The sequence below is a fragment of the Anaerofilum hominis genome, from assembly GCF_014287275.1.
Classification (GTDB): domain Bacteria; phylum Bacillota; class Clostridia; order Oscillospirales; family Ruminococcaceae; genus Pygmaiobacter; species Pygmaiobacter hominis.
Genome location: NZ_JACONZ010000003.1, coordinates 328937 through 349573 on the forward strand (window position 1 = coordinate 328937; position 20637 = coordinate 349573).

Annotated in this window: 18 protein-coding genes and 1 other annotated feature; of the genes, 9 read left to right on the plus strand and 9 right to left on the minus strand. The window is 63.0% G+C overall.

The window, feature by feature from the left end; genetic code table 11:
* The 4 genes from rplA (at position 1) to H8S23_RS10040 (ending at position 2759) form a co-directional block, all read left to right on the plus strand.
* Entirely contained in the window at positions 1-696 is a 696-nt protein-coding gene (gene rplA, locus H8S23_RS10025; RefSeq protein WP_186888203.1) for a 50S ribosomal protein L1, read from the plus strand.
* A gap of 33 nt (positions 697-729) precedes the next feature.
* Positions 730-877 (plus strand) — a sequence feature (ribosomal protein L10 leader region).
* A gap of 22 nt (positions 878-899) precedes the next feature.
* The gene (rplJ, locus tag H8S23_RS10030; protein WP_186888204.1) at positions 900-1412 is read left to right on the plus strand and encodes a 50S ribosomal protein L10; all 513 of its coding nucleotides are present in this window, start codon (positions 900-902) and stop codon (positions 1410-1412) included.
* Between the two features lie 57 nt (positions 1413-1469).
* A complete protein-coding gene (gene rplL, locus H8S23_RS10035; RefSeq protein ID WP_186888205.1) occupies positions 1470-1847 on the plus strand; it encodes a 50S ribosomal protein L7/L12 in 378 nt (125 codons plus the stop codon).
* Positions 1848-2099: 252 nt separating this feature from the next.
* The gene (locus H8S23_RS10040) at positions 2100-2759 is read left to right on the plus strand and encodes a GNAT family N-acetyltransferase (protein WP_243165974.1); all 660 of its coding nucleotides are present in this window, start codon (positions 2100-2102) and stop codon (positions 2757-2759) included.
* 1118 nt (positions 2760-3877) lie between these two features.
* Here H8S23_RS10040 and H8S23_RS10045 read toward each other — a convergent pair.
* From H8S23_RS10045 to H8S23_RS10070, 6 genes are all read right to left on the minus strand, one after another.
* Positions 3878-4921, minus strand: a complete 1044-nt coding sequence (locus H8S23_RS10045; RefSeq protein ID WP_207721141.1) for an aldose epimerase family protein — start codon at positions 4919-4921, stop codon at positions 3878-3880.
* 689 nt (positions 4922-5610) lie between these two features.
* The gene (locus H8S23_RS10050) at positions 5611-6804 is read right to left on the minus strand and encodes an LL-diaminopimelate aminotransferase (RefSeq protein ID WP_186888207.1); all 1194 of its coding nucleotides are present in this window, start codon (positions 6802-6804) and stop codon (positions 5611-5613) included.
* A 148-nt stretch (positions 6805-6952) separates the two neighbouring features.
* Entirely contained in the window at positions 6953-7816 is an 864-nt protein-coding gene (locus H8S23_RS10055) for a YitT family protein (protein WP_186888208.1), read from the minus strand.
* Positions 7817-8486: 670 nt separating this feature from the next.
* Positions 8487-9587: a DUF3048 domain-containing protein gene (locus H8S23_RS10060; RefSeq protein ID WP_186888209.1), complete on the minus strand. Its 1101-nt coding sequence runs from the start codon at positions 9585-9587 to the stop codon at positions 8487-8489.
* A gap of 314 nt (positions 9588-9901) precedes the next feature.
* On the minus strand, positions 9902-11116 hold the full coding sequence (locus H8S23_RS10065) for a DUF3048 domain-containing protein (RefSeq protein WP_186888210.1): 1215 nt from the start codon (positions 11114-11116) through the stop codon (positions 9902-9904).
* A 338-nt stretch (positions 11117-11454) separates the two neighbouring features.
* Positions 11455-12669: a DUF3048 domain-containing protein gene (locus tag H8S23_RS10070; RefSeq protein ID WP_186888211.1), complete on the minus strand. Its 1215-nt coding sequence runs from the start codon at positions 12667-12669 to the stop codon at positions 11455-11457.
* 194 nt (positions 12670-12863) lie between these two features.
* On the opposite strand from H8S23_RS10070, the gene H8S23_RS10075 reads away from it, so the two are divergent.
* On the plus strand, positions 12864-13988 hold the full coding sequence (locus H8S23_RS10075; protein ID WP_186888212.1) for a glycoside hydrolase family 25 protein: 1125 nt from the start codon (positions 12864-12866) through the stop codon (positions 13986-13988).
* A 234-nt stretch (positions 13989-14222) separates the two neighbouring features.
* On the opposite strand, the gene H8S23_RS10080 is transcribed toward H8S23_RS10075, so the two are convergent.
* The 3 genes from H8S23_RS10080 to H8S23_RS10090 form a co-directional block, all read right to left on the minus strand.
* Positions 14223-14978 (minus strand): N-acetyltransferase, encoded by a 756-nt coding sequence (locus tag H8S23_RS10080; protein WP_186888213.1) that lies wholly within the window; start codon positions 14976-14978, stop codon positions 14223-14225.
* Positions 14978-15316: a TfoX/Sxy family protein gene (locus tag H8S23_RS10085; protein WP_186888214.1), complete on the minus strand. Its 339-nt coding sequence runs from the start codon at positions 15314-15316 to the stop codon at positions 14978-14980. The genes H8S23_RS10080 and H8S23_RS10085 overlap by 1 nt, the downstream gene beginning before the upstream one ends.
* Positions 15317-15628: 312 nt before the next feature.
* A complete protein-coding gene (locus H8S23_RS10090) occupies positions 15629-16546 on the minus strand; it encodes a helix-turn-helix transcriptional regulator (protein WP_186888215.1) in 918 nt (305 codons plus the stop codon).
* 547 nt (positions 16547-17093) lie between these two features.
* Between H8S23_RS10090 and H8S23_RS10095 the strand changes: the two genes are divergently transcribed.
* The 4 genes from H8S23_RS10095 to H8S23_RS10110 all read left to right on the plus strand — a co-directional run bounded on the left by H8S23_RS10095 (position 17094) and on the right by H8S23_RS10110 (position 20438).
* Complete coding sequence (locus H8S23_RS10095; RefSeq protein WP_186888216.1) at positions 17094-18224, plus strand: ABC transporter ATP-binding protein; 1131 nt, start codon at positions 17094-17096, stop codon at positions 18222-18224.
* A complete protein-coding gene (locus H8S23_RS10100; RefSeq protein ID WP_186888217.1) occupies positions 18221-18859 on the plus strand; it encodes an ABC transporter permease in 639 nt (212 codons plus the stop codon). The genes H8S23_RS10095 and H8S23_RS10100 overlap by 4 nt, the downstream gene beginning before the upstream one ends.
* Complete coding sequence (locus H8S23_RS10105; protein WP_186888218.1) at positions 18859-19452, plus strand: ABC transporter permease; 594 nt, start codon at positions 18859-18861, stop codon at positions 19450-19452. Before H8S23_RS10100 ends, H8S23_RS10105 begins: the two co-directional genes overlap by 1 nt.
* 65 nt (positions 19453-19517) lie before the next feature.
* Complete coding sequence (locus H8S23_RS10110; RefSeq protein ID WP_186888219.1) at positions 19518-20438, plus strand: ABC transporter substrate-binding protein; 921 nt, start codon at positions 19518-19520, stop codon at positions 20436-20438.
* Positions 20439-20637 lie beyond the last annotated feature (199 nt).

Consider the following 20637-nt stretch of genomic DNA (forward strand, 5'->3'; position numbering starts at 1 on the left):
ATGAAACACGGTAAAAAGTACGTCGACTCGGCGAAGCTGGTCGACCGCACCAAAACATATGAGGCCGAGGAGGCCCTGGCGCTGTGCTGCCAGACCGCAAAGGCCAAATTTGACGAGACCGTCGAGCTGCACGTGCGCCTGGGCGTCGACAGCCGCCACGCCGACCAGCAGGTCCGCGGCGCCGTCGTGCTGCCCCACGGCACCGGCAAGGACGTGCGGGTCATCGTCATCGCCAAGGGCGACGCCGCCAAGGCGGCCGAGGACGCCGGCGCAATGATGGTGGGCGACGAAGAGCTCGCCGCCAAGATCCAGAACGAGGGCTTCATCGATTTTGACGTCCTCATCACCACCCCGAACATGATGGGCGTCGTGGGCCGCCTGGGCAAGATCCTGGGACCCCGCGGCCTGATGCCGAACCCCAAGGCCGGCACCGTCACCATGGACGTGGGCCGCGCGGTGGCCGAGGCCAAGGCCGGTAAGATCGAATACCGTCTGGACAAGGCCAACATCATCCATGTGCCCATCGGCAAGGCCTCCTTTGGCGCCGAGAAGCTGGGCGACAACCTGAAGACCGTCATGGACGCCATCGTGAAGGCGAAGCCCGCCGCCGCGAAAGGCCAGTATATCAAGAGCGCCACCGTGGCCTCCACCATGGGCCCCGGCGTCAAGCTGAACAGCGCCCGCTACGGCGCCTGAGCGGCAGGCTCTTGACAAACCCCGCAAGAGGGGGTAAAATAAAAAAGCTGTCCAAAGACAGCAGGTATCGCCAGATATAAAGGGGTTTTGCCCCGCCTGCCGAGGATGAGCGCTCAAAGATCGCAATGCGACGTTTTGCGCCTCTTCCCGGCTGCCGGGGAGAGGCTTTTTTATCTGAAAACAGGGAAACGAGGTGAAAAATTTTGCCAAGTGAGAAAATTCTGTCCCAGAAACAGGCTTACGTCAAGGAGCTGGAGGAGAAGCTGAAAAACTCTGTGGCCGGCGTCGTGGTCGACTACAAGGGCATCAGCGTTGCGGACGACACCAAGCTGCGCCGCGAGCTGCGCGAGGCGGGCGTCGAGTACACCGTCGTCAAGAACACCATGCTGCGCTTTGCGATCGCCGGTCTCGGCTACACCGAGATGGAGAAGGTGCTGGAGGGTTCCACCGCCATCGCGATCTCCAAGGAGGATCCCATCGCCGCCGCCAAGATCCTGGGCAAGTACGCTGAAGCGTCCAAGGGCAAGTTCTCCATCAAGGCCGGCTATATGGACGGCAAGGAGATGGATGTCGCGGGCGTCGAAGAGCTGTCCAAGCTGCCGGGCAAGCAGGAGCTGCTGTCCATGCTGTGCTCCGCGCTGCAGGGCAATATCCGCGGCCTGGCCGTCGCTCTGAACGCCATTGCCGAGAAGAACGGCGAGGGCGACGCGGCCTGACCTGGTTTGGGCCGCCCCACAACACAAAAAATTTGAACATTATGGAGGGACAACATTATGGCTTCCGAGAAGATCACCAACTTTGTTGAAGAAATCAAGACCCTGTCCGTTCTCGAGCTGAACGAGCTGGTCAAGGCTATCGAAGAGGAGTTCGGCGTTTCCGCCGCTGCTCCCGTCGTCGTTGCCGGCGGCGCTGCCGGCGGTGCCGCTGCCGCTGAGGAGAAGAGCGAGTTTGACGTCGTTCTGGCCGAGGTCGGCGCCAACAAGATGCAGGTCATCAAGACCGTCAAGGAGATCACCGGCCTGGGCCTGAAAGAGGCCAAGGACCTGGTCGACAACGCCCCGAAGACCCTGAAAGAGGCTGCTTCCAAGGCGGACGCCGAGGACATCAAGAAGAAGCTGGAAGATGTCGGCGCGAAGATCGAGCTGAAATAAGCTTCGTTTCCCCTGTAAAAAAAGCCGCGGCCTTTGCCGCGGCTTTTTTGCATCTGCGGCCGGGACAGGGACGCGGAGCCCGGCCGGGCCGCCCGCCTTTTTTTGAGGGGGGCGGCGCCCCTTTTGCGGCAGGAAAGGGCGGAGCGCCATTGTCCGGGGACGGGAGATGGCCCGGCCGCTGCCTGCTGCCCCGAGACCGCCGCTGCGGCCGCAGGCCTGCAGACCAAAATGAGAGAGAAGAGAGATCAGGAGATGGAAATGACGGAAGAAAAGGAACAGATCACGATCCGCCGCGAGACAAAGGCCGACCACGCGCGGGTGGAAGAGATCACCCGGCAGGCCTTTTACAATCTGTATATCCCCGGCTGTGTGGAGCATTACCTCGTCCATATCATGCGCAGCCACCGGGATTTTGTGCCGGAACTGGACCTGGTGCTGGAGCGCGGCGGCCAGGTGATCGGGAATATCATGTATACGCGCGCCAGCCTGACCGATAGGGACGGAGCGGAGAAGCAGATCCTGACCTTTGGCCCGGTCAGCATCCTGCCGGGTCTTCAGCGCAGGGGATATGGCAAGCTGCTGATGGAGGACTCGTTTGCGCGGGCGCTCGCGCTGGGGTATGAAGCGATCGTGATCTTCGGCAGCCCGGCCAACTATGTGGGGCGCGGGTTTAAAAGCTGCAGGAAGTATCGGGTGTGCGCAGAGGATGGGAGCTATCCGGCGGCCATGCTGGTGAAAGAGCTCCGGCCCGGCGCGCTGGAGGGGAAAGACTGGGTCTACCGGGACAGCCCCGTTATGAAGATCGAGGAACAGGAAGCACAGCGCTTTGACGACGGGCTGGAAAAGATGGAGAAAAAGCAGCAGCCCAGCCAGGAAGAGTTCTATATCCTCAGCCATTCCGTGATCCGGTGAGCGCCGTGGCGGCCCTTTTGGGCCCGCGCCCGGAGAGCTTCCCCGATGGGACCGCGCCGCCCTCTGTAAAAGTGCGCGCGGCTGGGCGGCCCAAACAGGATATTTTGCTGTTTTGTGTTTATGAAGGCCGCCCCTCCCTGTGCGCCTGCCCTTTCCCGCAGAAAAGCGCCGGGCACCCTGCCGCGGTACCGGGGGCGGCAGGGCCATCCCTGCGGCCGGCTTGGAATACAAATGGTATTAAAGTATGCAAAAAGTCCAAAAAGGAGCGCGGCGCGGGAAAGAGCGCGGAACGGAAAGAAAGCAGAGGCCGGGCGCAGCAGATCGCGGTATCCTCTGGACCTGCCGCCGCAGGACGGCGGGGCGGAGGCGCCGGAGCGCGCGCACCCTCACGCGGGACGCCGCCCGCAGACCGCTTTTGCGGGACGCCTCTCGCCCTTTTTTTGCTGAAAAACAGATACGGCGACAGCCGCGCAAAAGGAAAAGCCCCGTGCATCCTGCGATGCCGGGGCTTTCTCTGCAAAAGTTACCCTCCCGTTTCGGCCGCTTTGCACAGAGCGGGAACCGAACTGAAACAGGGGCCAAACCCGTTTCGCGGGCCGATGACGCTTCTTCCCGCCGCCGCGCGTTTGCGGCCGGTTTCACAGCCGGTTTTGTGCAGCGGGCGGCCCCTTTGCCGTCGGCTGCTTCTGAAGCCGGATGGGAAGTCGCAAGAGCAAAAACGGCGCGGAACAGGTCCGGGCCAGGGCCCAAGACAGTATTTTGGAGCCTTTTGGAAAAAGAAAGGCCGGGCGTTTTTGGGGGAGACTCAGGTCTCCCGCTCACTGCTCTGCATCGGCTTTTTTCTTTTTAGGGCAAAAAGTCCGGCGCAAAAAGCCCGGCTGCGGGCAGCTGCCGGCGCAAAACCAGCGCGGCCCGGACGCGGCGCGCGCAGAGAAAAAGGCGCCGGCCAAGGGCCGGGGGCGCGGCGGCAGTATGACAGCGGAGAGAAGCAGCGCAGGGCCACACGCAGAAAGGGTGCAAAACAGACGCTCTGCACCCTCTTTTTACAGCCTGCCGCCCTGTTTTTCCAGGGAGGGACGGCTGAGCTATTTTTTCAGCATGTGGCCCTGCCCCGTATTTCAGCGCGCTGAAAAGGCGTAAACGGTGACCTCATGGTAGATCTCCCCCGCGCGCAGCACGGTCGAGGGAAAGTTTTTGCAGTTGTTGGCGTTGGGGAAATACTGGGTCTCCAGACAGACCGCCTCGCGGTCGCCGTACCGGCGTCCCCCCTTGCCGGGCGCGGCGTTTTTGTCCATGAAATTGGCACTGTAGAGCTGCAGGCCGGGGCAGGTGGTGCGGCAGGTGAGCACGATACCGCTTTGATCTCCCTCCAGCACAGCAGCGGTGGCCAGCTGGCCGGCTGCCTTGTTCAGCGCGAAGTTGTGGTCGTAGCCGCCGCCGAAGCCCATCTGTTCGTCCTGCGCGCCAATCCGCTCTGCCAGGGTGTGAAATTCCCGAAAATCAAACGGGGTGCCGTCCACCGGCATCAGCGCGCCGGTGGGAAGCGAGTCCGCGTCCATCGCGGTGATGGCATCCGCGTCGATGCGCAGCCGGTGCGCCATGGCGTCGCCGCCGCCGTTGAGGTTGAAATAGCTGTGGTTGGTGAGGTTGACCACCGTGTCTTTGCTGGCGGACGCGCGGTAGTCCAGCGTCAGGGCCCCCGCCTCGTCCAGCGTGTAAGCGGCGGTGAGGGACACCTCACCGGGGAACCCCTCCTCCCCGTCCGGGCTCAGGCAGGAAAAGGCCACGCCGCCCTCCACCTCGCGGGCGGAAAAAAGCTTTTCATTGAAGCCGTGCAGACCGCCGTGAAGCTGCTTTTTGCCCTCGTTGGCGGTGACCGGCCAGCGCTTGCCGTCGATCTCAATAAAAGCGCCGCCCAGACGGTTGGCGTTGCGGCCCACCAGCGCGCCCAGATAACCGCCGCTGACGAGGTAACCGTCCAGCCCGGGGTAGCCCAGCACCACGTCGACCGGCCCGGAGGCCGTGGGCACGCAGATGCTCTGCAGGATGGCGCCGTAATCCAGCGCCGTGACCTGCATACCGGCGCTGTTGGAGATGGTATAAGCCGTGACGGGCCTGCCGTCCGGCAGCGTTCCAAAGGGGCGGGTGGAGACTGTGATCAAGAGAAAAACCTCCCTTAAATTCTCAAAAATACGAAAAAACCGATCGATTCTAGTGTACCTGCCCGGCGGGAGAATGTCAATCGGCAGGCGGGCGGGCCCCTTTTTTTCATCCGTCCCGACGGCAAAAATCCCGTCAGTTGCCCTAAAAGGCGGACCCCATAGAGCCAAAATGAAAACAGGGGATGGACTCAAATGCCAAGCCGTCCGTTTTTTGTATGGCTCACAAACGAGGGGAATGTACCGCGTTTTGATCTGAGGAAGAACAAACACCATCCCATCACCGAAAAGCAGATAAGCTGTGCGGCCGCCTGTCCGAGCGATTCTATGACCTGTTTCCTGATGAAAAAGTGGAGAGCCGACCGCTTTGACCGGCGCCAAAAGCCGGATGCCACCAAGGGGGCCAGATACCCGGCGCAAAGAACCCCTGCACATCCTTGGTGCAGGGGTTCTTTTGGGTTATTTCGATAAAGACCGGTTTGCCCGGCCGGATGTCAACACTGATGTGAAATACCGAGAGGCGGGCAGACTTGTGTCACAGATAGGCCCCGAGGACCAAAGCGCCGCTGCATCCCGGAAAGACCGTCTCTGGCGACGTCTCGATCGGGAGCGGTGCTTTGAGCCGGGATCGGAGGCGGGAAAGGCGGGGGAAGGGGCGCTTTTGACCTGCCGCCGCGGGCCTGCCGGCGGCCTCAGCGCAAAAACTCCAGCGTGCGGGGCAGGCGATCGCAGGCCTGTTCCACGCTGGCCGGGTCGCCGAACGCAGAGAGCCGGAAATACCCCTCGCCCATGGGGCCGAAGCCGATGCCAGGCGTGCCCACCAGATTGCCGTATTGCAGCAGAAAATCAAAAAAGCCCCAGGAGGACAGCCCGCGCGGGCATTTCAGCCACAGATAAGGCGAGTGCTGGCCGCCCCAATGGGGCAGGCCGGCCGCCGTGAGGGCCGCGGCCAGACGACGGCTGTTTTCACGATAGACGGCCAGAGCGCGGGCGGTCTGCTGGCGGCCTGCGGGGCTGTATACAGCCGCCGCGCCGCGCTGCACCACATAGGCTACCCCATTGGACCGGGAGGCCAGCCGCCGCCGCCAGAGCCCCTGCAGCGAGACCCCGCGCACCTGCAGTTCGGTGGGGAAGACCGTGTAGCCGCAGCGGGTGCCGGTGAACCCGGCCACTTTGGAAAAAGAGCCGATCTCCACCGCACAGTTCTTGGCGCCGGGGATCTCGTAAATGCTGCGCGGCAGCTTGGGGTCGGTGATAAAGGATTCATAGGCCGAGTCAAAGATCAGCAGCGCCTCGCGGCTGCGGGCATACTCCACCCAGGCCGCCAGCTGGTCCCGGTCATACACGGCGCCGGTAGGGTTGGCGGGGCTGCACAGATACACGGCGTCCACCTCTCCGTCGCCTGCGGGAGGCAGGGGCAGAAAACCGTTGGCCTCGGTGCCGGGCAGCGAGACCGGGCGCATGCCGCGCATGCGGCAGTCGTCCCGCACCGCCGGATAGGTGGGATCGCAGAGCAGCACCGCGCCCCCCGGCGCAAACAGGTCGAAGATGCCGCCGAGATCGGTCTTGGCCCCGTCGCTGATAAAGATGTCCCGCGGCGGCACCGGCGCGCCGCGCTGGGTCAGGGCGGCGGCGACGGCCTGACGCAGAAACTGATATCCCTGCTCCGGCCCATAGCCGTGAAAGGTCCTCTGCCGGGCCTGATCGGCCACCGCCTGCCGCATGGCCCGGGTCACGGCGGGACAGATGGGGCCGCGCACGTCCCCGATGCCCAGCGAGATCAGCCGGGCGTCGGGATTTTGAGAGGCAAAGCGCCGCACGCGGCGGCTGACCTCAGAAAAAACATAATCCTCTTCCAGTGCAAGCAGACCATTGTTCAGCTTCATCGCAAAAACCCCTGTGCAGCAAAATCAGGAAACGCGGGGCACGCCCCGGCGTTTCCTGTCTTTTTACGACCTGGAGATTTTCAACAGCCTGTTATAAAAAAGAAAATAATACAAAACAAAAAGCCCGGCACAAAGAGCCCAGCCGGCCTCAGATCTCCCGGAAGCCTTTGCCGATGATCTCGGAGGAGTTGACCATGGTGATGAAAGCATGGCGGTCGATGCCGCGGATAAAGTTGCGCAGCGTGACCGCCTGGCGGCGGGTGAGCACGGTGGTGATGACCTGCTCGGGGCGGTGGGTAAACGCACCCTCTGCCTGGCTGATGGTGGCGCCGCGGTGCAGTTTTTCCAGGATAAAGGTCTTGACCTGCTCCGGCTCGGCGCAGATGACCGTGACATACTTGCGCGAGTTGATGCCGTCGATGACGATGTCCACCAAAAAGGTCTTCAGCAGCAAGCCCAGCACGCAGTAAAGGCCGGTGCGGGCGTCGAACAGCCAGAAAGTGGCGGCGGTGATCAAAAAGTCGGACACCAGCAGCGCCTTGCCGATCTCCATGGAAGAGTATTTCGCCAGCACCATGGCCACAATGTCGGTGCCGCCAGTGGAAGCGCCGATGTTGAACACCAGCGCCGAGCCCACAGCGGGCAGGATGACCGCCCAGATCAGCTCCAGCATGGTGTCGTCGGTGAGCGGCGCGGCAAGCGGCACCAGCTTTTCAAAAAGCGCCACATAGACCGACAGGGCTGCGGACGCATACACCGTGGCGCCGCCGAAGCTGCGGCCGAGGAAGAGAAAACCGAAGATCACCAGCACCAGATTGATGATCATCATTGCCCCGCCCACATCAAGCCGGGGAAAGAGATCGGCCAGGATGATGGCAAGGCCGCTGGTGCCGCCCATGGCAAAGTGGTTGGGCGTCTTGAATATACTTATGCCGGCCGCAGTAAAGATTAGACCGGCGTTGAGGATGAGAAACCAGATCAGCTTTGCCTGGAAAGACTGCTTTTTTGTCATAAGAGCACTTCCTGTCGGTAGTTGGTGGGGAGCAGCGGCGGGCTGCCCGTGCTCCATTATAAGGCTTTGGCCGCCCGGTTGCAAGGAAGGACGGCGTTTTCCGCCGCGGAAAATGACGCGCGGGCCACCCCCTCCGGCCGCCCGGGGACACGGCTGTTTCCGGGGCCGCCGTACCGTGCTACAGCTGCCCCGCCGCCGCGCCCACAGAGGAGAGCACGGTGGAGCTCCTTTGCCCAAGCGCTCAGAAACGGCCCGGCGGCGCTGCGCGCGGGCGGGGCGGACCTTTCCACCCCAGGCAGGTCCCCCCGGCAGCGGGAGGGAGAGGGCCCGGGAAGGACTTGCTGCGGCGCTTTTCAGGCGGCGGCGAAGTTCCTCCCGCATTTACCTGCCGCTGAAGCCCGAAAACAGGAATTTCCGGCGCGGCGTCAAGCCCCCCTGCTGCAGTGGGAGAAGGAGCGGTTTCCCGCTTTCGGCAGCGGATGCGGACGCCCTTTTTTCGTCCGGCAGCGCCGGTGGGCGCTTTTGCCCGGACAGACAAAGAGCAGGCGGCGTTTTCCCGGTGAGAAAACGCCGCCTGCCGTCTCGATTTGTAAAAAAGCATTTGCCGCGAAACGCCGCTGGAAAACCGCCGGCTGTCCGGAAAGCGCCGCGCGGCGCAAAGGCGGGTGTCTCAGGCGGCGGGGGACGGGGTGGGCGCGGCGTTCAGGGCCGCGCCGTCCACGGTCAGGCTGTCCTCGCGGGCGGTGCTGACCACCGCGATATAGCTTTTGCCCGCTGCGACGGTCAGCTCGCTGCCGTCCGCGCCATAGACTTTCAGCGGGGCCTGGTCTCCGTCTTTGCTCCAGGTGATGGGGGCATAGCTGCCGCCGGTGAAATAATAGCCGCTGCCGGAGGACAGGTCAAAATCAGTCAGCTGCGGCTCGGGCTTGTGCCCCACGCCCGCAAACAGCACGAACACGTTTTTGAACGCCAGCTGTCCGCCGGTGGCGGCGTCGACCTGGGCGGCGCCGTAGATATCTTTCAGGTAAAGCCCGGTGTCGGCGCTGTAGTGGAAAGCCGCGTCGCCGTAGTCGGAAAAGCGGAAAGCCAGCGTGGAGGCCGCGCCGCCGGACAGCTTTACCGCCGCGCCCTTGTCCGCAAAGCGGAACAGGGGAGAGAGGGCGCCGGTGGTGGAGAGGGAACCCAGGGTGTCGATGCCGCGCTGCACCAGCTCGCCGCTGGTATACCAGCAGTGTTCCTGAGCCTTGGTCTTATAGCGCTCCTCATCAAAATAAAAGGCGCTGGTGCCAAGATACATGCCGTCGATATCCTGATACTTGTAGTAGTTCAGCATGCGGGTGGAATAGGTGGAGCCGCCGATGTGGACGAACAGGGCGTTCATGGGCAGCACGAACTGGACGAACTGGTCGCGCGAGGAGCGCACCGGCCCCACCAGAGGCATCGAGGTGTAATCGGCAAAGACCGCCATCATGCGGGTGATGCCGCCCTCGGTCTCCATCTCATAGATCACGTCCGCCGACCCGATACCGGTCTGGGGCAGGGCGGTCTGGATATTGTTGATCATCACCGCTGCCGGGCGCTGCCCGTCGGCCAGGCCGGCGGGCTTGTCCTCGCCGGTGAGAGGGTTATAGTCCAGCGCGGTGACCGGCTGAGGGGTGGCGGTGGGGGACGGGGCGCTGCCCGAAGAGCCGGACCCCGGCCCCCCGCAGCCCGACAGGGCCCCCAGCGCCAGCGTCAGCGCCATCAGCAGGGAAAGTGTGCGTTTTTTCATGGTTTGTCTCCTGACTTTATCAGAACGGCCGCAGCCGCGTGTCGTTATATCCCCTATTATAAGGGCAAAACGGGAGCTTGTAAAGCCGCGGCAGGGCGGGGAAGCGGCCCCGGCGGATGTGAAATTTTAACCAAAAGCGGCAGAGGGCGGCGGGACCGGCGCGGGGAAAAGCGGAGGAGAGGGCGCCCCCCGCAGTTTGACGCGGCTTTCTGCAAAGACAGGCACAAAACGCGCGCCGCGCGTTTTGTGCCTGTCCGCTGCCCGGCGGCTGCCGGGCGGTCTGCTGTCTGACGCAATACAGCGGGGCGCGGGCTTTATTCCCCCGCGGCCTCCGCCGCAGCCTCGTTCTGCGCGGCGTTGGGGTCCACGCTGACCGATTCGTCGGCCGCGCTGCCCTCTGCGCCCTGGATGGAGAAGTTGTCGTACTCCTCCAGGCTGACCACGGCCACATAGGACCTGCCGCGGTTCACTTTCAGGCTGTTGCCCGCCTCGTCGGTGAGCATCAGCGCGTACTGGATGGGGCCTTTTTCCCAGTGGATCTTTTCGGCCTTTCCGCCGTTGATATAATAGCCCAGGCCGCCGAAGTCGTAGTTCACTTTTTTGTAGTCCGGGTCGCCCTTGTCGTTGCCGTTGGCATCCAGATTGCCGCCCGGATAGGGGTAGGTGGTGATCTCGGTGAACAGCACGATCAGGTTGTCAAAAGCGGTCTGCTCGCCGGTGTTCTCGTCCACGGTGTCCTCGATATATCCCTTGTGGGAGTTGTACTGGCTCATCCGGTACTGGTTGCTGATCACGTCGTAATCAAAATAAGTGCGATAGCTGTTGGAGTGGACGATCCCCACGCTGAGCGCGTCCTGGCCGCCGAGGCTGCGGGACGGCTCGCGGTAGTCCACAAAGTCGAAGATGGGGCTGGACAGATCCCGGCTCATGTCCACATCTTTCCAGTCCACATAGCTCTTCAGCCGCTCGCCGGTGGTGAAAGCGGTGTGCTCGTAGGCATAATTTTGACTGAGGCGGTTCTGGTCGCGGTAGATCAGGTCGTCAAAGCCGTTGCCGTCCAGGTTCAGGTCGCCGTACTCCACGTCGTCGATGTACTGCTGGGTGATGCCGCTGCGGCCGATGTGGACGTAGAGCGGCTGAAAGGGCATCACCAGCCGGAAAAACTGGTCGCGGGCCGAGCGCACCGGCCCCACGTCGCCCAGGGCCTCGTAGTTGTTGAACAGGGCCATAAAGCGGGTGATGCCGCCCTCGACCATGATCTCGTACAGCACGTCCGCGTCGTTGATGCCCCGCTGGGGGCGCGCCTGGGCGATATTGTTGATCATGACGGCCACCGGGCGCACGGAGACATAGTCGCTGCCCTTGGCCTCGCCGGTGAGCGGATCGGGGTCATAGGGCTCCGGCGTGGCGGTGGGCGCGGGGGTGGCGGCCGCGGGCTGCGAATCGCCGCCGCCGCTGCCGCCGCACCCGGCGAGGGCCGTCAGGGACAGCGCAAGGCAGAGCAGCAGAGCAAAAAGACGCTTTGTCATTGATTTCTCCTGGATTCCGCCGGAAGAGACGGGGCCGGACCGGTAAAAAAGACGCCGCCGCAGAGAGAACGGCCCGAGCCGCGGCGGAGGCGCGCCCGCGTGGCTGCGGCTGCGGAGCGCTGTCCCCGCGCGGGGCAGAGCGCGTCTTGTTACCCGGGCCCGGCCAAAGTCCCGGCTGTATTTTTTGCGGCGGCTCGTCCGCCGCAGAGCATATCCTCATTATAAAACCTTGCCGCGGTTTTGTAAACCGCGGGGCGGGCCGCACGCCCTGTGCGCGGGCAAAAAAGGCCCGATACCAGGGCGGTACCGGGCCTTTTGGGGCAAAATGTGGGAGAGCCTCAGCCGGCGTCCGCGACGTCGGCCGCCTGCTCGGCCTGCTGGGCGGCGGAGTCCGCGTTCGGGTCCACGGCCACCGAGTTGGCGGTGGCGTCCCCGCCGTCGCCCTCATAGCTGAAGTTGTCGTATTCGTTGAGGCTGACCACCGCCACATAGGACTTGCCGCAGTTGACCTTCAGGCTGTTGCCCGCCTCGTCCTGCAGCATCAGCGGGTATTCGGTGGGGCCTTTGGTCCAGCGGATCTTCTCGATGCGCCCGTTGCTGATGTAATAGCCCAGGCCGCCGAAGTCATAATCCACCTTTTTATAATCCGGGTTGCCGTGGGGGTTGCCGCCCGGATAGGGGTACTGGGTGATGTCGGTGAACAGCACGATCACGTTTTCAAACGCCATGCGCCCGCCGGTGGCCTCGTCCACCATGGGGGTGTAGCCGCTCTTGGGGGCGTACAGGCTGGTGAGATATTTGCCCGAGGACGCGTCGTAGTCAAACGCCGTGCGATAGCTGCTGGAATGGACGATGTTGACGCTGGTGGCGCTGTCGCCGCCCAGGGTGCGGGGGGACTCGCGATAATCCACAAAGTCGAAGATCGGGCTGGTCAACTCGCGGCTCATGTCCACGTTGTTGCTCTGGATATAGGACTGGATCTTTTCCCCGTTGGTGTAGGCGGTGGCGTCGGTCGTCCACCCTTGAGCCTCACGGGCAGCGTCCCGGTAGGCGAAGCTGACCTTCATCCCGTTGACCGCCAGTTCACCGTATTCCGTGTCGTCGATGTACTGCTGGGTGATCTCGCTGCGGCCCACGAACAGATACAGGGCCTGATAGGGACGGATGAGGCGGAAGAACTGGTCGCGGCCCGAGCGCACGGGACCGATCTCAGAGAGATCGGCGGTGGGGAACAGGGCCATAAAGCGGGTGATGCCGCCCTCGACCATGATCTCGTACAGCACGTCGGCCTGCGACAGGCCGCGGGTGGGACGGCTGTCGGAGCGGTTGTTGATCATCACCGCCACCGGCCTGCCGCCCACATAATCGGCGCCTTTTTCCTCGCCGGTGAGGGGCCGGCCGTCAAAGGGGGCGGCGGTGGGCTCCGGCGTGGCGGTGGACACCGGCGCCGAAGAGCCGCCGGAGGACGCCGAGGAGGAATCGTCCTTGCCGCAGCCCGCGAAAACGGTCAGGGACAGCGCAAGGGCAAGGGTGAGACAGAGCAGACGTTTCATGGCAAAATCTCCATTTCTTTTCGCGGTGACGATGGGGTACGCATCCCGCGCCTTGATTTCTTTTTTACTATACCCAAAAAGACGACAAATGTAAAGTGAAAGCCGGCCCGCGCGGGGAAACATTTTGCCCGGCGGCGGATAAACTGAAGCGTGGGAAAGCCGCGCCGGACGCGGCCCCAGAAGGAGGAAAAGAGATGCAGCAATTGGAACGGGCCGCCGCACGGCCGGTGGCGGAGCTTGGCATCGACGTGAGCAAATATCAGGGCCGGATCGACTGGCGGCGTGTCGCGGCCGCGGGCTACCGCTTCGCTTTTGTGCGCACCGGCTGGGCGGGCTATGCGGGCGGCATTGAAGAGGGCTATGACCCCCGCTTCGTGGAAAACGCCGTGGGTGCGCGGGAGGCGGGCCTGTCGGTGGGGGCTTACGTCTACAGTTATATGAACACCCCGGCCGCGGCCCACGCGGCGGCGGAAAGCGTGATGAGGCTGGTGGAGCCCTACCGGCTCTCTTATCCGCTGGTGCTGGACTTTGAGGACGCCAAAACCTATGCGGCGCTGGGCAGGGCCCGCAGCACCGCCATCGCCCGCAGCTTTCTTGAGGATCTGGAGGCGGGGGGCTACTACGCCATGCTCTACACCTACACGAATTTTGCAAACAACTATCTCGATATGGCGGCGCTGTCCGCCTATGACCTGTGGATCGCGGACTACCGCGCCTCGGTGGGGTACCGGGGCAGTTACGGCATCTGGCAGTACACCAGCAGCGGACGGGTGAACGGCATCACCGGCGCAGTGGACCTGGACCGCTCTTACAAGTACTACAGCTCCATCATCCGCGGCGCCCATCTCAACCATCTGGACGCTCCCCAGCCGGCCATGCAGCCGCTGACGAACGCCGAGCTGGAAGTGTTCGGGCAGAAAAACTGCGAATTTTTTACCGGGCCCGACGTTTACCGGGTGGCGGGCAGCCTGGCGAACGGGCGCTACAAGGCCATCGCGCGCAGCACCGACGTGTTCGGCGGTTTTTCCTGGGTGATGCTGCTGATGGGTGGCAGCGTCTGGTGGACGGCCCTGTTGGAGGATCGCTGCCGCCTGATCGGGGGCAAGTCCGGTTCCCGCAGCGCCCTGTGGGAGGAAGAACGCCACCTGGAAGAGCTGGTGGACAAATACCGGGAGGAAAACGACTTTTTGCGCTGCCGCCTGGACGCGGCGGAAGAAAAGCTCTCGGCTGCCCGCCTGCTGCTGGATCTGCCGGCCCCGGCCTGTATAGAGGAAGAAGACGCGGCCCGGGAACAGGAGGAAAACGCAGAATCCTTATAATGAACGACGGGACGATGAAAAAAGTTACGCCGCGGAAAAGTTTTCACAAAATGGGCCCGCCCGCAGGGGGGCTGCCGCGATGCGCGCAGAAGCCCCGCCTGGACGGCCGGGACAGGAGCACCCGCCCGCCGCCGGGCGAAAACAAAAGACCGGCCCCGCCCGCAAGGGGAGGCCGGCCTTTCGTTTTTTCCTTTTTGGGGGAAGCGCGGGCAAAGCCGCGCGGGCGGCCGCGGTTCAGCCGCAGAGCTCGCCGATCAGCTGAACCATCTTTTTGGCGGACAGGATCTCGTTGGTGACAAAGGCGCCGTTGTAAAACAGGCTGTAGGTGGGCCAGGGCGCGGGGCAGGCCTGCGCTTCGGCGGCACTTTTCAGCTGCACTTCCTGAAACGGCACTCCCGCGGCCTCGGCCACGGCGCGGACCACCGGCACATATTTGGCGGTATAGGGGCATTGATGGCTGTAATAAAGGACAAAGCCGGGCGCGGCGGGGCCGGGCCCCCGCACCGAGGGGGAAAAGCGCGGCGGCGCGGCATCCGGCTTCAGCGGCAGCCAGAGCAGCTCAAACCAGGGGGCGGCCCTGTCGGCCACGGTGAAGCCCCGGCGGCGCAGATAGTCCGGGTCGGAGAGAAAAGGGCGCTTTTTGGGGGAAGAGAGCACGGCCAGACCCGTTTTGCCCTTGGCGCGGCAGTCGTCGATACAGGCGTTCAGCAGCAGGGTGGCGTTGCCCTGCCCCTGCAGCTGGCCGGACACCCAAAAACAGTCGATCACGGCCGCGCCCGGGGCCTCCACGGGCGCCCAGGCGCACTCGGCGGGCAGATACTCGATAAAGCATTTGCCGCGCACATTGCCCTTGAGAAAGACCAGCCCTTCGGCCAGCCGGGCGGCAAGCCAGGCCTTTTTGGCCGCCACCTGCGGGTCCCGCGCCGAGGCGATGGCGCAGCAGATATGCTCTTTTTCCAGATTGTCGGCAGTGATGCGGACCAGTTCCATCAGGTCTCCTCCTTGGGGGCGGCTTTGCGCCGTCTGGATCTTGGCTCGGGCAGGGCGGCGCAGGTGGCCTCCACCAGCCGGCGCAGAAAGTCGCGGTCGTCCAGCTCTTCCACCAGATACATCCGCGCCCCCTCGTGGGGCTCCGCCAGCGGCGGGTCTCCCAGCAGCTGCCGCCCGGCCTCGGTGGGCTTGACATAGAACTGATCGTCCTCCACTGTGCCAAAAAATTTGCCGCCGCGCCAGAGACCGTATTCCCCAAAGAGCTTTTTATAGGTCACGCCGCCCGCCTGTGAGAGCTGGTCGGCCACAAACCGCACATATTCCGGGCTGGAAGCCATCTTCTCGCCGCCTTTCGATCTGGTTTTTTGAGATCTTATTCTATAATGAAGTATACAGGGCGAAACAGGACAGCAGCCTGTCCTGTTTGAGGAGAAAAGCCGGGCGGGGTGAAAAAAAGGGGCTTCCCCGATGGGGACAGCAGGGTTCCAAGCCTCTGTGAATACCTTTTCCCAGCTGTAAAAATAGCCGTAAAAGGGGGCGCGGCGCTTTGCAGGACCCTGCTGTGGGGCGGGTGAGGGGCGCGGCGCTTTGCAGAGACGCGCCGGGCTTTCCCGCCGGGCAGTTTCCCTCCTGTACCCCGGGATGGGGCTTTATTTTGGAGCGAGAGCGGCGTCTCCCTCGTGGCGGCCGGCGATGCGGCGGGCCAGCGCGGCCAGCTTTTTTCTCAGATCGGCGGGTTCCAGCAGCTCGGCGGCCTCCCCAAAGCTCAGCAGCCAGCCCAGCGGGTACGCCTCATCCGGGAACCAGGCCCGCAGCAGCAGGCGGCCGTCCCGCTCTTCCAGCTGGTCCGCGCCGTACTCCTCCAACAGTCTCCAGCGGACGGAGGGATCGAACGCCGCCAGGATACAGACCCGGGCGGGAAAGGCGCGCGCCGGGTCAAAGCCGCCGTCCCCGGGCAGGGGGCGAGGCTCGAAAGTGCCCTCCAGCAGCTCCAGTCCCTCCATGCGGGCCAGTTTAAAGGTGCGGAAAGCCCGCCTGTCCCGGCACCAGCCGCGGAGATACCAGCTGGACCATTCAAACAGCAGCTGTGCCGGCTCCGCACAGCGCAGACCCTCGCCCGAGGGCCCGGCATAGCGGAAGCGCACCGGCCGCCTTTGGGCGATGGCCTGGCGCAGCAGCTCCAGTTTGGGGGCGAGAGAGGCGCGGTAATAACAGGCGAGATCGATGCGCAGCGCCTCGTCCGGGCCCCCGCCCGCGTCCAGCTTTTCCATCAGCTGGCGGTAGCGGGGGCTCTCGGACACGCTGTCCAGGCCCGCCAGCCCGGCCAGGATGGCGGACAGCTCGGGCCGGGTGAGCAGGGTGCGGTCCACCCGGTATCCCGGCATCACCGAGATGCCGCCGCCCGCCCCCCGGCTGGTGGTCACCGGCACCCCGGCGCGGGCCAGCGCGTCGATGTCCCGGCTGATGGTGCGCCGGGAGACCTCAAAGCGGGAGGCCAGCTCCGGCGCGGTCACCTGCTCCCGCTGCAGCAAAATAGCCAGGATGCCGATCATCCGGTCGATCTTCATTTTGCAACCCTCCCCCACGGCGGTTTCTGCTTTCCCCTCTATCATACCACGACAGGCCGGGGCGGCAAAAGAAATTCGGCCGACCGGCCGCGGCGCAGGGGGGAACATCGGCCTGCAGGCGAAAAGCGCCGCAGGGCCCGGAGACCCAGCGCACAGGGGAGGAGGGCAGGGCGCGCTTTCCGCAGCCGCAGGCGCAGACCTGGCCATGCAGCGCCTGCGCAGCGGGGCCGCCGGCCCCTTTGGCCGGGCCCCCTGCGGAGAAAGCGCAAGACCGGAAAAGTATGAAGAAAATATTAAATTTACATTTTTTTTACTTTGAGGCGCGGGGCTACTTGACAAAGTGACAACTTCAATAGTATTATAAAGTTGTTATAAAACAAGCCCCAGCCATCGTTGAGGCCGGGGCGCTTCTGTTTTTTTGTACAAAAAAGCAGAAGAAAAAACATTTTTTTTGACCTCATTGCTCAGAGGTGCTATAATAACAGGAAAAAAATGGATATTAAAAACAGGGCCCAGCGCCCTGCGGAACAGCGGGAGGCAGAAAAGGATGATCGAATACAGAAATGTCTGTAAGAACTACGGCGACCGCAAGATCGTCAAGGATCTCAGCTTCACGGTGGAGGACGGGCAGTTTGCCGTGCTGATCGGCCCGTCCGGCTGCGGCAAGACCACGACGCTGAAGATGCTCAACCGGCTGATCCAGTCGGACGGGGGCGAGATCCTGCTGGACGGGAAAAACATCAACGATATCAACGCAGAGGAACTGCGCACCCACATCGGCTACGTGATCCAGCAGATCGGCCTGTTCCCCAACATGACGGTGGAGCAGAACATCACGGTGGTGCCGCGGTTGCTGAAATGGGATAAAGAGCGCTGCAACAAGCGGGTGCGCGAGCTGCTGGCGCTGGTGGATATGGACTATGACACCTATGCAAAGAAATATCCCAACGAGCTGTCGGGCGGGCAGCAGCAGCGCGTGGGCGTGCTGCGCGCGCTGGCGGCCGAGCCGCCGGTCATTTTGATGGACGAACCTTTCGGCGCTCTGGACCCCATCACCCGCGACGCGCTGCAGGACGAGGTCAAAAACCTGCAGAAGCGGCTGCACAAAACCATTATCTTTGTCACCCACGACATGAACGAGGCCATCAAGATGGCCGACGTGATCTTGTTTATGAGCGACGGCGAGCTGCTGCAGAAGGCCTCTCCCGAGGAGATGCTGCGCGCGCCGGCCAACGACACGGTGCGCGAGTTTATGGGCAAGCATGTGTCGCAGGGCGTTGCCGGGCAGGACAACATCCCCTGCGGCGAGATCATGCGCAAGAACGTGGCCAAGGTGTCCGACACCTGGCGCACGCTGGAGTGCGTGCAGCTGATGAGCAGCCGCGAGATCGACTCTCTGGTGGTGGTGGACGACAGCGACCGCTACCTGGGCGTGGTCACCATCGAGGGCATCAAGGCGCGCGGCAAGGCGGGCGCTTCGGTGCGCAACATCCTGGAGACCACGGTGCCCACCGTGCGCACCGACACCCTGGCCAAAGAGGCCTTTGCCACGCTGGACAGCACCAAGGCGCGTTATCTAGTGGTGCTGGACAAGGACGACCGCGCTGTGGGCATCATCACCCGCACCAGCATGTCGAAGGCCCTGGCCTATATGGTCTGGGGAGGTGACGCCGTATGACCCACCTCATCGAGCTCTATGGCGCCATGCTGGTAAAGGCCATTTTTGTGCATCTGGCGTATGTGCTGGTCTCGGTGGCCGCGGCCACGGTGGTGGCGCTGCTGCTGGGCGTACTGCTCTCGCGGGCGCCGCGCATCGCCGGGCTGGTGATGCCGGTCATCTCGATCTTCCAGACCATCCCCGGCATCGTCTTTATCGGCATCCTGTATCTCTATCTCGGCATGGTGCCGGTCACCGCCTTTACCGCGCTGGCCATCTATGCCATCTTCCCCATCCTCAAAAACACCTATGCGGGGCTGCTGGGGGTGGAGGAAAAGTATAAGGAGGCCGCCCGCGGCTGCGGCATGAACGCGCGGCAGATCCTGTTTAAGGTAGAGCTGCCCCTGGCCATGCCCACCATCTTCGCCGGCATCCGCATGTCCACTGTTTACACGGTGAGCTGGGCGGTGCTGACGGCCATGATCGGTCTTGGGGGCCTGGGCGAGTTTGTCTACCGGGGCGTTTCCACCAACAACAGCACCCTCACCGTGATCGGCGCGGTGCCCGCCGCGCTGATGGCCATCGGCCTGGGCGCGCTGATCGACTTGATACAGAAAAAGGTCACTCCGCGCGGCCTGCAGGAGGTGAAGAACTGATGGATTGGAGCAGAGTTTGGGAGCATTTCACCATCGTCGCCATCGCCAGTGTCTTTACCATCCTGCTGGGGCTGCTGCTGGGCTTCACCGCCCATCTGAACCGAAAAGCGGGCAAGGTCATCCTGGCTGTGGTGGACGTGCTGCAGACCATTCCGGCGCTGGCGCTGCTGGGCATCATCATGGTGTTCTTCGGCGGCAGCCGCACCACCGTCATCGTCGGCCTGGTGCTGTACTCGCTGCTGCCGGTGGTGCGCAACACCTGCACCGGGCTTGAAAGTGTGAGCCCCGCAGTGAAAGAGGCGGCTCTGGGCATGGGCATGAGCAAGACCTACCGGCTGTTCCGGGTAGAGTTCCCCATCGCCTTTCCCACCATTTTCACCGGCATCCGCATCGCGGTGGTCACCTCCATCAGCGTGGCCGTGTTCGGCACCTTTGTGGGCGGCGGCGGTCTGGGACAGGTCATCTACCGCGGCATCTATGTACAGGATATGAGCCGCATCCTGTTCGGCACCGTGTCGCTGATGGTGATGGCCGTAGTGCTGGATTTTATCATGTCGCTGGTCGAAAAGAGGCTTTACCGGCACCAGATGTGAGGATGCCGGAGGCTTTGCAGACAACTTTGAAACGGGATCTTGACAAGAGAAAAGGAGGACACTACATGAAGAGATTGAAAAAATTATCCGCTCTGCTGCTGAGTGTGCTGATGGCGGTCACGCTGCTGTCCGGCTGCGGCGGCAGCAAAAACACCATCGTCATCCTGGACGGCGAGTTTGCCGAGCCGGAGATCATCGCCGAGATGGCGAAGATGCTCATTGAGGACAAGACCGACCTGAAAGCGAAGATCAAGGACGCCATGACCCCGGTGTTCGGGTTCAACGAGATGAACGAGGGCAAGATCGACCTGATGCTCAGCTACGACGGCAGCCTGCTGGTCACCTTTTTGAAACACGACGACTCGGAGGTGCCCGAGGGTATGAGCACCTACGACTACGCCCAGCAGGTGGCGGCGGAAGAATGCAATGTCCATCTGCTGGAAAAGCTGGGCGCGAACAACACCTATTCCATCGCGGTGCGCCGCGAGACCGCGGAAAAGTATGACCTCAAGACCATCAGCGACCTGGTGCCGGTGGCCGGCGAGCTGGTGTTCGGCGCCGAGCACAAGTTCTTTGACGAGGAGGGCCTGATCCGCTATAAGCCCATGTGCAAGGCGTACGGCCTTGAGTTCAAGGACGGCAAATCCATCGACCTGAACCTGAAATACTCCGCCATCGCCAGCGGCGAGATCGACGTCACCGAGATCTACGCGACCGACGGCCAGCGCATGGCCAACGACCTGGTGCTGCTGGAGGACGATAAGGGCTTTTTCCCGGAGTACAACCTGGCGCTGCTGGTGCGCAACGACCTGTTTGAGGATTACAAGGACGCCGCCCCCGAGCTGGAAGAGGTGCTCAACCTGCTGGCGGGAAAGATCAGCAACGACGCCATTGCCCAGATGAGCTACGAGGTGGACGTGAACAAGCGCGAGCCCGAGGACGTGGCCCGTGAGTGGCTGGTGGAGCAGGGCCTGCTGAAAGGCTAGGCAAGTGCCTGGGACCGCTGACAAGTAAGACAAAAAGAGAGGACGCGGCAGCTGCCGCGCCCTCTCTTTTTGCGCTTTGAAAGGCGCGGGGGCGGAAGATCTCGCCACGTGACGGGTGATGAGAAAAAAATAGCGCTGCTGAAAGAAACTGGACAGTTTGATCAAGACGAAAGGCCTTGACAGAAAAGAAAAAAAGGGT

Excerpts from the sequence above, each read along its gene's own strand:
- rplA (WP_186888203.1), top strand. The coding sequence starts at position 1 with ATGAAACACGGTAAAAAGTACGTCGACTCGGCGAAGCTGGTCGACCGC.
- rplL (WP_186888205.1), top strand. The coding sequence starts at position 1,470 with ATGGCTTCCGAGAAGATCACCAACTTTGTTGAAGAAATCAAGACCCTG.
- H8S23_RS10040 (WP_243165974.1), top strand. The coding sequence starts at position 2,100 with ATGGAAATGACGGAAGAAAAGGAACAGATCACGATCCGCCGCGAGACA.
- H8S23_RS10050 (WP_186888207.1), bottom strand. The coding sequence starts at position 6,804 with ATGAAGCTGAACAATGGTCTGCTTGCACTGGAAGAGGATTATGTTTTT.
- H8S23_RS10055 (WP_186888208.1), bottom strand. The coding sequence starts at position 7,816 with ATGACAAAAAAGCAGTCTTTCCAGGCAAAGCTGATCTGGTTTCTCATC.
- H8S23_RS10060 (WP_186888209.1), bottom strand. The coding sequence starts at position 9,587 with ATGAAAAAACGCACACTTTCCCTGCTGATGGCGCTGACGCTGGCGCTG.
- H8S23_RS10065 (WP_186888210.1), bottom strand. The coding sequence starts at position 11,116 with ATGACAAAGCGTCTTTTTGCTCTGCTGCTCTGCCTTGCGCTGTCCCTG.
- H8S23_RS10070 (WP_186888211.1), bottom strand. The coding sequence starts at position 12,669 with ATGAAACGTCTGCTCTGTCTCACCCTTGCCCTTGCGCTGTCCCTGACC.
- H8S23_RS10075 (WP_186888212.1), top strand. The coding sequence starts at position 12,864 with ATGCAGCAATTGGAACGGGCCGCCGCACGGCCGGTGGCGGAGCTTGGC.
- H8S23_RS10080 (WP_186888213.1), bottom strand. The coding sequence starts at position 14,978 with ATGGAACTGGTCCGCATCACTGCCGACAATCTGGAAAAAGAGCATATC.
- H8S23_RS10085 (WP_186888214.1), bottom strand. The coding sequence starts at position 15,316 with ATGGCTTCCAGCCCGGAATATGTGCGGTTTGTGGCCGACCAGCTCTCA.
- H8S23_RS10090 (WP_186888215.1), bottom strand. The coding sequence starts at position 16,546 with ATGAAGATCGACCGGATGATCGGCATCCTGGCTATTTTGCTGCAGCGG.
- H8S23_RS10095 (WP_186888216.1), top strand. The coding sequence starts at position 17,094 with ATGATCGAATACAGAAATGTCTGTAAGAACTACGGCGACCGCAAGATC.
- H8S23_RS10100 (WP_186888217.1), top strand. The coding sequence starts at position 18,221 with ATGACCCACCTCATCGAGCTCTATGGCGCCATGCTGGTAAAGGCCATT.
- H8S23_RS10105 (WP_186888218.1), top strand. The coding sequence starts at position 18,859 with ATGGATTGGAGCAGAGTTTGGGAGCATTTCACCATCGTCGCCATCGCC.
- H8S23_RS10110 (WP_186888219.1), top strand. The coding sequence starts at position 19,518 with ATGAAGAGATTGAAAAAATTATCCGCTCTGCTGCTGAGTGTGCTGATG.